Genomic DNA, 13567 nt, shown 5'->3' with positions numbered 1-13567 from the left:
CTTCATGGCCTCGTATTCCATGAACGCCGAGAACTCGGTCTCGGGCATGCCGATGGTCTCGAGGAGCAGGGCGTAGGCCGCGATATGGATCGTCTCCATGTTCGCGAACGAGGCCAGCATCATCTTCACTTCGGTCGGCTTAAAGACCCGACCGTAGCGCTCCATGTAGTTGTCCTGCACCTCGACGTCGGACTGGGTGAAGAAGCGGAAGATCTGCGTCAGCAGATTCCGTTCCTTGTCGTTCAGCTTGACGGCCCAATCCTTGAGGTCCTCGCCCAGCGGCACCTCTTCCGGCATCCAGTGGACCTGCTGCTGCTTCTTCCAGAAGTCGTAGGCCCAGGGATAGCGGAACGGCTTGTAACCGCCCGAAGGGGTCATCAGGCCAGGCAGGATCAGCGACGACGGAGCGGACATGACAGGGCCTCGGAGCGAGAATCGAGCGGACGGGTTAGAAGAGGTTACGGCAGGCGCTGGCCCGACGCACGCCTAGAGTGCCCCACCACATCTAGTGTGACAATGGGCCTCAGCCACAACATAGGGGAGGTTCTGTGGACAAGCCGTTCCGGATTTTCAGCGCCCTCGGCTCGGGCGGCGTGCCAGTCGAGGCCGCCATGACCTTGATCGGATTGCCTTTTGAGGTGATCGAGGCTCCCACCTGGCACGGCGAAGCGGAAGCGGCCAAGGTCGCGGCGATCAATCCCCTTAAGCAGATTCCGGCGCTGGTCACCCCCGACGGCGAAACCATCACCGAAAGCGCCGCCATCCTGATCTGGCTGGCCGACCGCCATCCGGCCGCGCGCCTCGCCCCCGCCATCGACGATCCGGCCCGCGCCCAGTTCCTGCGCTGGATGACCTTCATCCCGGCCTCGATCTATTCGCTCTACTGGATCAGCGACGCGCCCGCGCGGCTCGTGGGTGACGACGAGGCGCTGCAGGCGATGGCCAAGGCCGCGATCAAGGACCGGATCGTCGACTGCTGGCGGATGATGGACAGCCAGATCACGCCGGGGCGATACCTGCTGGGCGAGGAGCTGACGGTGCTGGACCTCTACGTCACGGTGCTGAGCCGCTGGGGGCCTCGGCGGGTGCGCTTCTACGAGGCCGCGCCGAAGATGAGCGAGGTGGTGAAGCGGGTGGACGCCGATCCGAGGCTGGAGGCGTTCTGGGCGGAGCGGTTTCCGCTCTTTGACGGGTGGGAGCGGTTGGGGGCGGCGGGGGTGAACAACGACTAGCTCGCCGTGATTTGTGGAACACCTGCCACATCCTCGGCGTGCGGCTGAAAACTCAAGCTCATGACTAGATCCATACCGAGAGGTGTCAGAGCTTTCGCCAACTCTTCCGGATCTCCACCCGAGGCTTTAGTTAGCCCATCTATCAACATAGGCTCGATAACCGCAGCGATCTGCTCAAGTAGGTGCCTGAGATTTTCACATGCCGGCTGAAGGGCAAAATCATGTCCGAATGCCTCAAGATGTATGGATGTCACACCCTCACTGACAATAGTTTCTGGCGTAAGAATTAGGGCGGCCCACTCCTCAACAGCAGAAGCAAACGGGAGCGTAATGATGGTATATTGGCCCTGCCCCGTGGCGCGAACATACCGTACCGAGCCGTACAACGGCTGAACTACACCGCGCCTTCTTGCGAAATTCCCCAACTTCTGCGGCAAATGATCCATGTCATTTCGCATGCTCCAAGCAGGCTTTGTCAGATCTAGATATTCTGCCGCCAAAACCTTGACTTGGTCGCTTCCCAGCGCGCCTAGGAGCAGGCGACTGGCGTGAATTGCATCGACGACCGTCCATGCATCAGACAGCATTCCAACTCGTAGTGGGCGCGAGATTTCCGCCGGAGCCTTAACGTCGAGCGTCATTGCGGCCCTTTCAAGCCGCGCAAGCGCGACTGAGGCCATGTCGCTGGCCGTTACGAGACTTTCTACGATTAGCCGCTGGTATCTGTCCAAACCCGCCGGTAGGCGTCGCAGGTAGCTGTCCCCTGGGAGCATGAGCCCCTTCCTCCTCAATACTGCATCGACAGCCAACGGAGTTGCCCTGGAGATCGCTACCCCACCACCGGTCGGGGGCGATCCTTAAATCTCTTGGAGGCTGCAGCGTGCAGGGCTGAGCAGGTCAGTCAAGGACGACGCTCCGCGTCGCCGCGCGGCGGCCGCCCGGAGGGCGGTCCCCCGGGACCGGCTTCGCCGGCCCGAGGGCAAGCCAAGAGTGACCTGCTCAGCCCTGCGATCGTCTCGCCGTGAGATGTAAGGAGGGCTCCTTCTCCGGGGAGAAGGGGCGCCACGCGCTGAAAGGCGGCGCTCAGCCCCCCTCACCCGATCGTCACCCCCGGCGGCGGGACGCTGTCCTCGGGCACGAAGAAGTCCGGCATCAGCGCCGCGGTCGGGTCGACCTTGTAGTGATCGAAATCGCGCACGCCCTCGCCGTACAGGAAGGTGTCGTCGATCAGGAACTGGCCCGAGAAATCGCGCGAGGGCTTGTTGAAGATCGCATGGGCCGCGTCGGCCATGATCTGCGGCGTGCGGCAGTGGCGCAGGCCCTCCTCGCCGGCCAGGGCGAACTGGATGGCGGCGGTGGCGATGCCGGTGCGCGGCCACAGGGCGTTGAAGGCGATCCCGTCGGCCTTGAACTCCTCGGCCATGCCCAGCACGCACATCGACATGCCAAACTTGGCCATGGTGTAGGCCACGTGCGGCCCGAACCAGCGCGGCGACATGTCCAGCGGCGGCGACAGCATCAGAACGTGCGGATTCTCGGCCTTCTTCAGGTGCGGGATGCAGGTCTTGGTGGTCAGGAACGTGCCGCGCGTATTGATCTGGTGCATCAGGTCGTAGCGCTTCATGTCGGTCGACAGCGTGCCGGTCAGCGAGATGGCCGAGGCGTTGTTCACGCAGATGTCGATCCCGCCGAACGTGGCGACGGCCTTCTCGACCGCCTCCTGGACATTGGCCTCGTCGCGGACGTCGACGACCAGCGGCAGGGCCTTGCCGCCCGCCGCCTCGATCTCGGCGGCGGCGGTGTGGATGGTGCCGGGCAGCTTGGGATGGGCCTCGGCGGTCTTGGCCGCGACCACGATGTTGGCCCCGTCGCGCGCGGCGCGCAGGGCGATAGCGAGACCGATGCCCCGCGAGGCGCCGGTGACGAACAGGGTCTTGCCCTTCAGGCTCATGGCTTTGGTCTCCGAATTAGGCGCCGGCGCCGGTGGTCTCGACCGAAAGGGCCCACAGCCGCTCGGCCGCCTCGGGGTCGAGGGCGTGGGGCATGACGCCGACCCAGGGCTGCTCCTTGCTCCACGGGACCGCCTGGTTGCAATCCTCCAGATAGAGCCCGCCGATCCCCTCCAATTCGTCGCCCACGGCGGCCCAGACGCTGGTGGCCGCGCCCTGCTCGGTGGTCTTGAAGCCCTCGCGCGGCTGGTCGTTCTCGTCCAGCCAGCCCAGGGCCCGCTGCTCCTCGATGGGCAAGTGGCGCTGCAGCGGGGTCATGATGCCGCCCGGCATGACGGCGTTGGCGTTGACGCCCTTGTCGCTGAACCGCTTGTCGAAGCCGAGCGCGAACAGGCTGTTGGCCGTCTTGGCCTGGCCGTAGGCCTCCCACTTGTCGTAGGGCCGGGTCAGGTAGTTCGGATCCTCGAAGTTCATCGGCGAGCGGCGATGGCCGATCGAGGACAGCGACACCAGCCGCGAGCGGTGGCCCGAATGCGCCGCGCCGTCGACCAGGTTCGGCGCCAGCAGCACCGACAGCAGGAAGTGGCCGAAGTGGTTGGTGCCGATCTGCATCTCCAGCCCATCGACCGTGCGCGCCAGCGGGCAGGCCATGACCCCGGCGTTGTTGATCAGAAGGTTCAGCCGCCGGTCGCCCCAGCGATGGGCGAAGTGGCGCACGGCCTCCAGGCTCGACAGGTCCAGCAGGCCGAAGCTGACCCGCTTCAGGCCGACCTCTTCGTTGATCTGGTTGGCGACCTCTTCGCCCAGCTCCGGCTTGCGGGCGGCGATGATCACCTCCGCCCCGGCCAGCGCCAGGGCCCGCGCCGTCTCGACGCCGATGCCGGTGGCCGCGCCGGTGACGATCGCCACCTTGCCCGACAGATCATGGCCCGCCACCACCTCGCGCGCCGTCGACTTGGCCCCGAAGGGCGAGGTGATCCGATCCGCCATGCGATCCTCCCGCTTTATGATCTGTCATCCCGGCCAAGCGCGCAGCGCGCCGAGCCGAGACCGCCGGACACTCTGAACCTTTTGTGGTCCCGGGTCTCCGCTGCGCTTCGCCCGGGATGACAGTTTCTATTGAACCTTGGAGAAGTCCGCGGGTCTGCGTTCCATGAAGGCCGTGAACGCCTCGCGCGCCTCGGCGGTCTGCAGGCGGGCGGCGAACTCGGCGCCCTCGACGTCCATCAGGGCGGCGATCTTCTCGGCGTCGCGCATCAGGCGCTTGGTGGTGGTCAGGGCGCCCAGCGGACGCTTGGCCAGCTGGTCGGCGGCGGCCCGGGCGCGGGCCCGCAGGTCGCCGGCCTCGACGGCGGCGTTGGCGAGACCCCAGGCCACGGCCGTCGCCCCGTCCACCGCCTCGCCCAGGGCGAACATGGCGTAGGCGCGGGCGTGGCCGACGCGGGCCGGCAAGAGCCAGCTGGAGGCGGCTTCCGGCACCAGGGCCAGGTTGACGAACGGCACGGTCAGCCGCGCGTCCGGCGTGACATAGACGAGGTCGCAGTGCAGCAGCATGGTCGTGCCGACGCCGACCGCCTGGCCCTGGACGGCGGCGACCAGCGGCCGGGTGGCGTGGGCCAGGGCCTTCAGGAACCGCCACACATGGCGCTCGCCGGTGAAGGCGCCGGTGGCCTGGGCGGCGAAGTCCTGCAGGTCGTTGCCGGCCGTGAAGCTGTCGCCGTCGGCCTGGAAGACCACGACCCGGACCGCCGGATCGGTCTCCGCCCGCTCCAGGCCGTCGGCCAGCGCGCCGTACATGGCGTTGGACAGCGCGTTCTTCTTCTCCGGCCGCGCCAGGGTGAGGGTCATGACCCCCGCCTCGATCTCGACCTTCACGAGGTCCGTCATGTCATGCGTCTCCCTTGGGGAACTTGGTCTGCAGGCTGGCCAGCCAGCGGGCGACCACGTCGATTTCGTCGTCGGTGAAGCCCTCGACGAGCTGGGCCTTGAGGCCGTGAAGCCCCGTCTTGGCCTCTTCCCGCGCCGCACGGCCCTTGTCGGTCAGATGCAGGCGCATGGCCCGGCCATCCTTGGGATCTGTCCGCCGCTCGACCAGTTCGGCCTTGGCCATCCGATCGACCAGGCCGGTCATCGCCGAGGGCGCCAGGTCCAGGGCGTCCGCCGCCTCGCCGATCAGGGCGCCGTCGCGTTCGCCGAGATAGAACAGCACGCCCGACTGGGCGGCGGTCAGGCCGCCCTTGGCCGCCATCCTGACCTCCAGCCAGCGCTGCACGCGCCGATGGCCGGCGTTGAGCAGGAAGATCAGGCGGCGGTCTTGCGCGACGGGCATGGGCCGAGCGTGATGCTTCGCACGCGAAATGTCAAACAGCTGTTTTCAGGCCTCGCCGGACGAGGCCGCGTACCAGGCCACGCCCTCGTCGTCCGTCCGCCGATGAACGCGGTCCCGGCGGATCAGGCAGTTGAGGTGCGCCAGGGCCTCGCCGGTCGCCATGCCCAGCAGGTCCGGCCCGATCGGCCGGGCGAACAAGGCGCCGAAGGTGTCCACGACACGCTTGGGCTCGGCCAGCTTCTTCTCCAGCCGCGCCAGGCCCCGCTCATGGCCCGAGATCAGCCCGTCGATCCGCGTGTGCAGGCCCTCGAACGGATCGTTGTGGGCCGGCAGGACGATCACGTCGTCGGGCACGGTCGCCTTGACCTTGGCCAGCGAGCGCAGCCAGTCGCTCAGCGGATCGGCGTCCGGCTCGGTCGGGAACACCGAGACGTTCGACGAGATGCGGGGCAGCACCTGATCGCCGGAGATCAGCAGATTCAGCTCGGGGCACCACAGGCAGGCGTGGTCGGGCGAGTGACCCTGGCCCGTGACGACCGTCCAGGTGCAGCCGCCGATCTCGAAATCCTCGCCGTCGCTCAGGCGGCGATAGCTGTCGGGCAGGGCGTAGATCGCCTTGCCGAAGCCGCCGAAGCGCGCCTTGTAGTTCTCGATGGCGTCCTCGTCCCAGCCGGCGGCGCGGAAGAACTTGACCCCGTCCTCGGGCGCCTCGCGGCCGGTGTCGGCCACCAGCATCCGGCACTGGAAATATTCGAGCCGCGTCATCCACAGGCGACAGTCGAACTTGCGGGTGATCCAGCCGGCCAGGCCGATATGGTCCGGGTGCAGATGGGTGACGATGACGCGGGTGATCGGCCGCCCGCCCAGGGCGCCGGCGAAGGCGTTCCGCCAGGCCTGGCTGGTCTCGCGGGTCTGGACGCCGGTGTCGACGATGGCCCAGCCCTCGCCGTCCGCGATCGCCCAGACATTGATGAACTGCAGCGAGCCGCCCAGCGGCATCCGCAGCCACAGGACGCCCGGCGCGACCTCGACCGCCTCGCCCGAGCCGGGCTCCGGCGCGGTCCCGAAAGGATAGACCAGGCGCCCCGCCTTCTTCGGCGACTCGGCCTCGCCGCCCGCCTCGTCCTCGAACCCGTCGCGCATTTCGTCCCCTTCCGGCGGCGGTCTCTCGTCCGCCCACCCATTTTTTGCCCGCCAAGGCCGTCAAGATCCCGCCTATGTCGGACGGTATCTTGACCCCCGATGCAAGCACGCGCTTATGTCCGCGCGAGGAATCCACCCAGGAGATGTTTCCCATGAGGCCTTTCGCGATCGGCCTGTCGGCCGCCCTCGCGGTCGCCATTCTCGTGCCGGCCGCCGTCATTTCGGCGCCGAAGGAAGAGAAGGGCAAGCCCGCCATCGACGCCAAGGCGCGCGAGGCGGGTATGAAAGAGGCGCCGGCCTTGATCCAGGCCAGCGGCGCGGGCTGCACGGTTTCGGACGCGCGCTTCATCGGCGAGGACAAGAAGGCCGGCTCGAAGTACTACGAAGTCGCCTGTAACGAGGGCATGGGCTTCGCCCTGATCTCGAAGAAGGACGCCGCCCCGCAGCTCTACACCTGCCTGGAGTCGAGCCAACCCGGTCCCGACGGCAAGGTCGGCGGCCTGGCCTGCATCCTGCCCGGCAACGCCAATCCGGGCGCGGGCCTGGCGCCCTACGTGAAGAAGGGCGGCGCGAACTGCGACATCGAGAACACCCGCGCCATCGGCTCCAGCGCCAAGAACTCGTACTTCGAAGTCGCCTGTAAGGGCGGCGCCGGCTACGTGGTCCAGACCGTCGCGCCGATGAACATCAACGGCGAAGTCTCGGTGAACAGCTGCCTGCTGTATGAGGAAGGCGGCAATGTCAGCTGCAAGCTGACCAATCGCCAGACCCAGCTGAACGTGGTCGACACACTGAACGGCGCGGCGAACACCAACTGCGCGGTCAAGGATCGCCGCTACGTGCTCAGCACCAAGAGCGACAACTACTTCGAAGTCTCGTGCCAGGACGGCAAGGGCTACATCTACCAGCAGACGGCGGCCACCGGCGCCTTCGCCCGCGCCATCCCCTGCGCCCAGGCCGGTTTCGTCGGCGGCGGCTGCACCATGACCGACGCGGTCGCGGCCCAGACCGAGCAAGCCGGCTTCTACAGCAAGCTGGCGACCAAGGCCGGCTTCCCCTGCGACGTCGAGAAGTACGGCATGCTGCCGACGACCGACCCGAAGAAGGAAATCGTCGAGCTGAAGTGCAAGGGCAGTGACGTCGGCGGCATCGCCGTGTTCACCGCCACCGGCGGCACGGTGTTCGACTGCGTCACCGCCGAGCTGAACGGCTACCGCTGCTCGTTCACCAAGAAGGACACCCAGTACGCCCGCCTGACCAAGGATCTGGTCGGCTTCAACAAGGCCTCGTGCACCGTCTCGGACGCCCGCATCATCGGCGCGACCGACACCGAGGGCTTCGTCGAGGTGGCCTGCTCGGACGGCCTGCCGGGCTGGGTGCTGGGCTATCCGATCGGCGTCGCCAAGCCGGCCGCCAAGGAGTTCCTCTCCTGCGTCCAGGCCAAGGGCATCGGCGGCGGCTGCAAGCTGCCGACCAACAAGGTCAAGGGCTGATCCTTCAGTCCTGACCGCCAGGCGAGAAGGCCCGTCCGGAGCGATCCGGGCGGGCTTTCTTTTTGCCGCGCCGGCTGACTAGGATCGCGCCATGCGCCTCATCCTCGCCGCCCTGGCCTTGTTCGCCGCCGCCGCCACCGCCCACGCCGAGACCGCCGCCGCAGCGCGGTACGTGGCGATGGGCAGCTCCTTCGCCGCCGGCCCCGGGATCACGCCGTACGAGACCAGCGCCCCCGCCCGCTGCGCGCGCTCGACCCGGAACTACGCCCATCAGCTGGCCGCCCGCCGGGGCCTCGCCCTGGTCGACGTCAGCTGCAGCGGCGCCACGACCGCGGCGCTGCTGCGGCCGTGGGGCGAGCTGCCCGCGCAGATCGACGCGGTGGATTCGGCGACCCGACTGGTGACCCTGACCATCGGCGGCAACGACATCGGCTATATCGGCGGCCTGTTCGGCGCCTCCTGCCGCGCGCTGGGCGAAGCCAAATGCCAGCCGGAGACCACGCCCAGCGAGGCCGACTATGCGGCGCTGAAGGCGGCGATGACCGAGCTGGCGCGAGCGATCCGGGCGCGGGCGCCCCAGGCCGGCATCGTCTTCGTCGAGTACCCCGCCGTGCTGCCGCCAAGCGGCGCCTGCGCGGCCACGCCGCTGTCCGACGCCGCCGCCGACGCCGCCCGCGCGAAGGCCGAGCGTCTGCGGGCCATCACGCGGGAAGCCGCCCAGGCCGGCGACGCGACCGTGCTGGCGGTCTCGGACCTCAGCAAGGGTCACGACGCCTGCGCGGCGAAGCCCTGGATGAACGGCTACCCGGCTCCGGGCGCCGCGCCCTATCACCCCAATCTGGCGGCGATGACCGCCATCGCCGAGGCCCTGGACAAGACGCTGCCGCGATAGCCCGGCGGCGTTCTTAGCCCATCGCCGCTTCGATCAGGCGCGGCCCGGGAGTCGCCATGGCGCGGGCGAAGGCGTCGTCGAAGGCTTCGGCCGTCTCCGCGCGCTCGGCGCTCAGGCCCATGCCCTGGGCCAGCTGGACCCAGTCGATGCGCGGATCGCCCAGGTCCAGCAGCTTCGAGGCCGCCGGTCCGGGATTGCCCGCGCCCGTGCGGCCCAGCTCGATGCCGAGGATCCGATAGGCGTGGTTGGCGAAGACCACGACGGTAATGTCGAGCGTCTCGCGGACCATCGTCCAGAGCGCCTGGACCGTGTACATGCCCGCGCCGTCGCCGGTCAGGGCCAGCACCTTGCGGTCGGGACAGGCCACCGCCGCGCCGATCGCCAGCGGAAGACCCTGGCCGATCGCGCCGCCGGTCAGGGACAGCCAGTCATGGGCCCGCGCGCTGCGGGTCTGGGTGAAGATCGGCAGGCCCGCGGTGACCGCATCGTCCGAGATCACCGTATCCGTCGGCATATGCCGCGCCACCGAGGCCCCGATCGCCCAGGCGTCGAGCCGGCCCGTCGGAGCGTCGGGCGCCGCATAGGTCTCGATCGGCCCCGCCGCCGCCGCGCCCAGGGCGTCGGCCAGGGCGTTCAGCGCCGCCGCCGCGTCGACCTCCCGGCCGCACAGAGTCTCGACCGAGCAGCCCTCGGGCGTCAGCACGCTGGGTCGGTCGGGATAGGCGAAGAAGGCGACCGGGCGCTGGGTCGAAACCAGCACCATCAGGTCGACGCCGTCGAGGTCCTTCAGGGCCTGCTCGGCGAAATAGGGCAGCTTGTCGGGCCGGAACCGCCCCTCGCCCCGCGCCTGGCGAGCGGTGAAGGTGTCGGTCAGCACGCGAACGCCGTGGGCCGCCAGCCGGCCGGCCGCCGCCAACGCGGCCTCGCCGCACGCGCCCGAGCCGAGCAGCAGCACCGGCGACTTGGCGAAACCCAGGGCCTTGGCGACGGTCGCCACGGCGGCCGGATCCGGCGCGGCGAAGGCGGGCGGAGTCACGACCGGCCCCTTCACGGTGGCCTCGTTCCAGGCCGCGTCGGCGGGCAGGATCAGGCAGGCGTTCCCGCCCGGCGTTCCATAGCTGGCGACGATCGCCTCGGCCGCCAGAGGGCCGACGCTGTCGGCGCTCTCGGCCGACTTGACCCAGATCGAATTCGGCGCGGCCAGGGCGGCGATGTCGCTATTGAGCGGCGCGTCGAAGCCGCGGTGATAGGTGGCGTGGTCGCCGATCACATTGACCACCGGCGTAAAGGCCCGGCGGGCGTTGTGCAGGTTGGCCGCGCCATTGGCGTAGCCGGGCCCCAGGTGCAGCAGGGTGCAGGCGGGCTTGCCGGCCATGCGGCCATAGCCGTCGGCGGCCCCGGTCGCCACGCCCTCGAACAGGCAGAGCACGCTGCGCATGCGCGGCTCGCGGTCCAGGGCCGAGACGAACTGCATCTCGCTGGTCCCGGGATTGGCGAAGCAGGCGGTGACGCCGTTGTCGGCCAGGGTGGTGATCAGGGCGTCCGCGCCGTTCATGGTCTTCTCCGTACCGTCGCCCCATCCTTCCGACATTTCCGCCAAGTCACGCAACAGGATTGCGCGGCCAAGCGCCGACGAGGCATCCTGGCTCTTGCGAGCATCGCCGGCAGGGCGGGCCGTGCTTTGGGGGAAACGGATCATGTCGAAGGCCGCGTCGGCCCGCTGGGTGTTGATCGCGTCGGTGATCGCCGGCGTCAGCTACATCGCCAGCTGGGGCCTGAAGCTTCCCATGCCGGCCGAGGTCCTGTGGAAGGGCGCTGGCGTCGGCCTGCTGGCGGTCTATGCGGCGCTGAAGGCGCGCGCCACGGACGGCTGGCTGCTGGCGGCGGTGATGGCCCTGGGCGCGCTGGGCGACGTGCTGCTGGTGACCTCGGGCCTGACGATCGGGGCCCTGGCCTTCCTGGCCGGACATCTGACGGCGATCGCCCTGTACGCCCGCAACCGGCGCAAGGCCTCGACCCTGGCCTTTCTGGCGGCGGCCGCCTTCATCCCCGTGGTCGTCGGGATCGCCTTCCACCTGCCCGCCGACCGGGCCGGCGCGCCGGGGGTGGCGCTTTACGCCACCGGGCTGTCGGCGATGGCAGCCTCGGCCTGGCTGAGCCGTTTCCCGCGCGGCCGGGTTGCCCTGGGCGCCCTGATGTTCGTGGTCTCGGACCTGCTGATCTTCGCCCGAGGCGGCCTGCTGCCGGAGAGCTTCGCGACCGGCCTGGCGGTGTGGGGGCTGTATTATGCCGGCCAGCTGATGATCTGCCTGGGTGTGACAGCCGCGCTCACCACAGAACGAGCCCGCTAAATCACCGCTATCGCATTGTCATCCCGGAAGCCTCGAAGAGGCTATCCGGGACCCAGGGGGTGACGAAGTACCGTGCGCTCCGCCCCTGGTCCCGGCTCTCCGCTGCGCTGCGGCCGGGATGACACGGGAAGGACGGCTTAGAACACGAGAATTGCCTCATCCGGCGCCTCGGCGAACAGGCGCTCCAGCTCCGTCGGCCGGCGTTCGCGGGCCAAAGCCTGGTTGATGTAGCCCTTGTCGGTCAGCTCGCCGCTGGCCGCGTCCGGGGCGCCGTCGAGGATCAGGGCGCGGGCGATCCGCCCCGTCCCGCCCTTGGCCTGCTGGTTGTAGGCCGCCAGGCGCTCGGCGATCGCCGTCCGGATGGCCGCATCATCCCCCAGCCGCGCGCAGGCCTTGGCGTCGAGGAACAGCATCAGGCCGACGCCCTCGCGCCCCTCGCCGCAGACGATCGCGTCGGAGACGAGGCCGCCCAGCGCCGACACCGCCGCCACCCGCAGCGCCCCGGCCGCGACGAAGGCGCCGCTGGCCAGCTTGAAGTTCTCGACCAGACGCCCGTCGAAGACGAGGCCGGCCGAGGGATCTTCCGGATCGGCCAGGCGCGCGGCGTCGCCCAGGCGATAGAAGCCGTCCTCGTCGAAGGCCTGCTGCGTCGCTTCGGGCTGGTCGAGATAGCCGGGCGAGACCTGCGGCCCCTTCACCCGGATCTCGAACTTGCCGCCTTCACCGGCCGGGACCAGCTTCACGGCCGTGCCGGGCGTCGGCAGGCCGACCATGCCCGAGCGGGCGTTCAGCCAGTGGATGTTGCAGGCCGTCGGGCCGGTCTCGGTCGCGCCATAGCCCGCCGCGAAGGTGATCCGCTCGCCGACGGTCTTGAGCGCCACGGCCTGGACGCGGTCGAGGATCGACTGCGCCATGGACGCGCCGCCGTACTGCAGCACCCGCACCGTCTCGAAGAACTTCGCCGCCAGGGCCTCTTCGCGCTCCAGCTCGCCGATCAGCATGGCCCAGCCGGCCGGGACCATGTTGTGGTAGGTCGTGGCCACCTCGCGCAGGTTCCGGACCGTCTCGTCGAAGCGGCCGGGGACCGGCTGGCCGGCGTCGATGTAAAGCGTCCCGCCCCGGTGCAGCACCATGTGGAGGATGGCGTTGGCGCCCAGGCTGTGGCTCCAGGGCGCGGAATTGACCAGCACCGGCGGCTCGGGATCGGCGTAGCAGGCCTCGATCTGCGCCGCGTTCAGGGCGATGTTGGCGTGGGTGCAGAGCACCGCCTTCGGCTTGCCGGTCGAGCCCGAGGTCAAGAGCAGCTTGGCGATGTCGTCGGGCTGGGCGACGGGGGCGCGCGGCGCGCTGCTCAAGAGGTCGGCGAAAGCGATGTCGCTTGGGCGCGGGTTGCGGCTGACGATCACCGGCAGGCCGGCCAGGAACGGCGCGGCCAGGGCCTCGCCGAACGCCTCGGCGTCGTCGGCGTAGACGGCGGCGGGCCTCAGCCGCTCGACCGCGTGTTGGAGGCGGGTCAAGTCCGCGCCCTTCAGGCCGTATTGCGGCGAGACCGGCGCGGCGGGCGCGCCCAGGCTCATGGCGGCGTAGGCGATCAGGGCGTGTTCGATGCCGTTGCGGGCCAGGATCAGCAGCGGCTGGCCGCGTTGCAGGCCCAGGCCAGCCAAACCGCCAGTCAGCGCCTCGATCTGGGCCTTGGCCTCGGCATAGGTGATCGTCCGCCAGCCGTCGCCCCCGGCGATCCGCTCGGCCAGCCAGACCCGGTCCGGCGCCTCGGCCGCCCAGCGCGCCAAGGGCTCAGTCGTGGTGCGCACCGCGTCCGAGTAGGGATTGGGATTGCGCAGGATCAGCGTCTCGCCCCGCCGCTCGACCTCCAGAGCGCGGGGCGCGTAGCGGGCGTCGCGGAAGGGGGCGGTGTGGGGCGCGTTCATGGCTCTAGTTATGTCGCGGGTCATACGGGCGTTCAATTGCCGTGAAGACGCGCCGCCGCAGCTTCACGCGATCGCTCGCTGAAGATTCGGAAGGGGAAGCGGAGCGCCCGGACGTTCGTCCGGGTGAGGATAGAGTGATTACCGTTTCGACGAAGCCTGGGCGCTCCGCGCAGCCGTTATCCGGTGAGCCTTCGACGCGCGGGGTTTTAACCCGCTTCCGAAAGAGGCCCCCGGCGGGCGGGCCGGGCTG

General features: G+C 69.2%; 13 protein-coding genes. 4 read left to right on the top strand and 9 right to left on the bottom strand.

The window, feature by feature from the left end; genetic code table 11:
* Nucleotides 1-414: ribonucleotide-diphosphate reductase subunit beta (locus DI526_RS21255; protein ID WP_304282318.1), on the bottom strand; the 414-nt coding region annotated here is incomplete at its 3' end.
* Nucleotides 415-611: 197 nt separating this feature from the next.
* On the opposite strand from DI526_RS21255, the gene DI526_RS21250 reads away from it, so the two are divergent.
* The gene (locus DI526_RS21250) at nt 612-1232 is read left to right on the top strand and encodes a glutathione S-transferase family protein (protein ID WP_304282322.1); all 621 of its coding nucleotides are present in this window, start codon (nt 612-614) and stop codon (nt 1230-1232) included.
* On the opposite strand, the gene DI526_RS21245 is transcribed toward DI526_RS21250, so the two are convergent.
* The 6 genes from DI526_RS21245 to DI526_RS21220 form a co-directional block, all read right to left on the bottom strand.
* The gene (locus DI526_RS21245; protein WP_304282315.1) at nt 1229-1873 is read right to left on the bottom strand and encodes a hypothetical protein; all 645 of its coding nucleotides are present in this window, start codon (nt 1871-1873) and stop codon (nt 1229-1231) included. The two genes, DI526_RS21250 and DI526_RS21245, sit on opposite strands and share 4 nt — an antisense overlap.
* A gap of 452 nt (nt 1874-2325) precedes the next feature.
* A complete protein-coding gene (locus DI526_RS21240) occupies nt 2326-3183 on the bottom strand; it encodes an NAD(P)-dependent oxidoreductase (RefSeq protein WP_304282312.1) in 858 nt (285 codons plus the stop codon).
* A 16-nt stretch (nt 3184-3199) separates the two neighbouring features.
* Nucleotides 3200-4171, bottom strand: a complete 972-nt coding sequence (locus DI526_RS21235) for an SDR family NAD(P)-dependent oxidoreductase (protein WP_304282309.1) — start codon at nt 4169-4171, stop codon at nt 3200-3202.
* Nucleotides 4172-4297: 126 nt separating this feature from the next.
* Nucleotides 4298-5068: an enoyl-CoA hydratase gene (locus tag DI526_RS21230; protein ID WP_304282306.1), complete on the bottom strand. Its 771-nt coding sequence runs from the start codon at nt 5066-5068 to the stop codon at nt 4298-4300.
* Between the two features lies 1 nt (nt 5069).
* Nucleotides 5070-5510 (bottom strand): MarR family winged helix-turn-helix transcriptional regulator, encoded by a 441-nt coding sequence (locus tag DI526_RS21225; protein WP_304282304.1) that lies wholly within the window; start codon nt 5508-5510, stop codon nt 5070-5072.
* A 45-nt stretch (nt 5511-5555) separates the two neighbouring features.
* Nucleotides 5556-6653: an MBL fold metallo-hydrolase gene (locus DI526_RS21220; protein ID WP_304282301.1), complete on the bottom strand. Its 1098-nt coding sequence runs from the start codon at nt 6651-6653 to the stop codon at nt 5556-5558.
* A gap of 143 nt (nt 6654-6796) precedes the next feature.
* Between DI526_RS21220 and DI526_RS21215 the strand changes: the two genes are divergently transcribed.
* Together DI526_RS21215 and DI526_RS21210 are read left to right on the top strand one after the other, a co-directional pair.
* The gene (locus DI526_RS21215; protein WP_304282298.1) at nt 6797-8146 is read left to right on the top strand and encodes a hypothetical protein; all 1350 of its coding nucleotides are present in this window, start codon (nt 6797-6799) and stop codon (nt 8144-8146) included.
* A 91-nt stretch (nt 8147-8237) separates the two neighbouring features.
* Nucleotides 8238-9038, top strand: coding sequence for an SGNH/GDSL hydrolase family protein (locus tag DI526_RS21210; RefSeq protein WP_304282295.1), 801 nt, complete (start codon nt 8238-8240; stop codon nt 9036-9038).
* A gap of 13 nt (nt 9039-9051) precedes the next feature.
* On the opposite strand, the gene DI526_RS21205 is transcribed toward DI526_RS21210, so the two are convergent.
* Entirely contained in the window at nt 9052-10593 is a 1542-nt protein-coding gene (locus tag DI526_RS21205) for an acetolactate synthase large subunit (RefSeq protein ID WP_304282292.1), read from the bottom strand.
* A 142-nt stretch (nt 10594-10735) separates the two neighbouring features.
* On the opposite strand from DI526_RS21205, the gene DI526_RS21200 reads away from it, so the two are divergent.
* Complete coding sequence (locus tag DI526_RS21200; protein WP_304282291.1) at nt 10736-11389, top strand: lysoplasmalogenase family protein; 654 nt, start codon at nt 10736-10738, stop codon at nt 11387-11389.
* Nucleotides 11390-11526: 137 nt separating this feature from the next.
* Here the strand turns inward: DI526_RS21200 and DI526_RS21195 are convergent, their stop codons facing one another.
* Nucleotides 11527-13317: a feruloyl-CoA synthase gene (locus DI526_RS21195; RefSeq protein ID WP_304282289.1), complete on the bottom strand. Its 1791-nt coding sequence runs from the start codon at nt 13315-13317 to the stop codon at nt 11527-11529.
* Between the last annotated feature and the right edge of the window lie 250 nt (nt 13318-13567).

Origin of the sequence: Caulobacter segnis, from assembly GCF_003243465.1 — a bacterium.
Classification (GTDB): domain Bacteria; phylum Pseudomonadota; class Alphaproteobacteria; order Caulobacterales; family Caulobacteraceae; genus Caulobacter; species Caulobacter segnis_A.
The sequence above is the reverse complement of the archived record's forward strand: the minus strand, read 5'-3'. Positions and strand labels throughout refer to the sequence as shown.

Bases quoted from the DNA above. Each gene is read 5' to 3' on its own strand.
- DI526_RS21250 (WP_304282322.1), top strand. From the start codon at position 612: ATGACCTTGATCGGATTGCCTTTTGAGGTGATCGAGGCTCCCACCTGG.
- DI526_RS21245 (WP_304282315.1), bottom strand. From the start codon at position 1,873: ATGACGCTCGACGTTAAGGCTCCGGCGGAAATCTCGCGCCCACTACGA.
- DI526_RS21240 (WP_304282312.1), bottom strand. From the start codon at position 3,183: ATGAGCCTGAAGGGCAAGACCCTGTTCGTCACCGGCGCCTCGCGGGGC.
- DI526_RS21235 (WP_304282309.1), bottom strand. From the start codon at position 4,171: ATGGCGGATCGGATCACCTCGCCCTTCGGGGCCAAGTCGACGGCGCGC.
- DI526_RS21230 (WP_304282306.1), bottom strand. From the start codon at position 5,068: ATGACGGACCTCGTGAAGGTCGAGATCGAGGCGGGGGTCATGACCCTC.
- DI526_RS21225 (WP_304282304.1), bottom strand. From the start codon at position 5,510: ATGCCCGTCGCGCAAGACCGCCGCCTGATCTTCCTGCTCAACGCCGGC.
- DI526_RS21220 (WP_304282301.1), bottom strand. From the start codon at position 6,653: ATGCGCGACGGGTTCGAGGACGAGGCGGGCGGCGAGGCCGAGTCGCCG.
- DI526_RS21215 (WP_304282298.1), top strand. From the start codon at position 6,797: ATGTTTCCCATGAGGCCTTTCGCGATCGGCCTGTCGGCCGCCCTCGCG.
- DI526_RS21210 (WP_304282295.1), top strand. From the start codon at position 8,238: ATGCGCCTCATCCTCGCCGCCCTGGCCTTGTTCGCCGCCGCCGCCACC.
- DI526_RS21205 (WP_304282292.1), bottom strand. From the start codon at position 10,593: ATGAACGGCGCGGACGCCCTGATCACCACCCTGGCCGACAACGGCGTC.
- DI526_RS21200 (WP_304282291.1), top strand. From the start codon at position 10,736: ATGTCGAAGGCCGCGTCGGCCCGCTGGGTGTTGATCGCGTCGGTGATC.
- DI526_RS21195 (WP_304282289.1), bottom strand. From the start codon at position 13,317: ATGAACGCGCCCCACACCGCCCCCTTCCGCGACGCCCGCTACGCGCCC.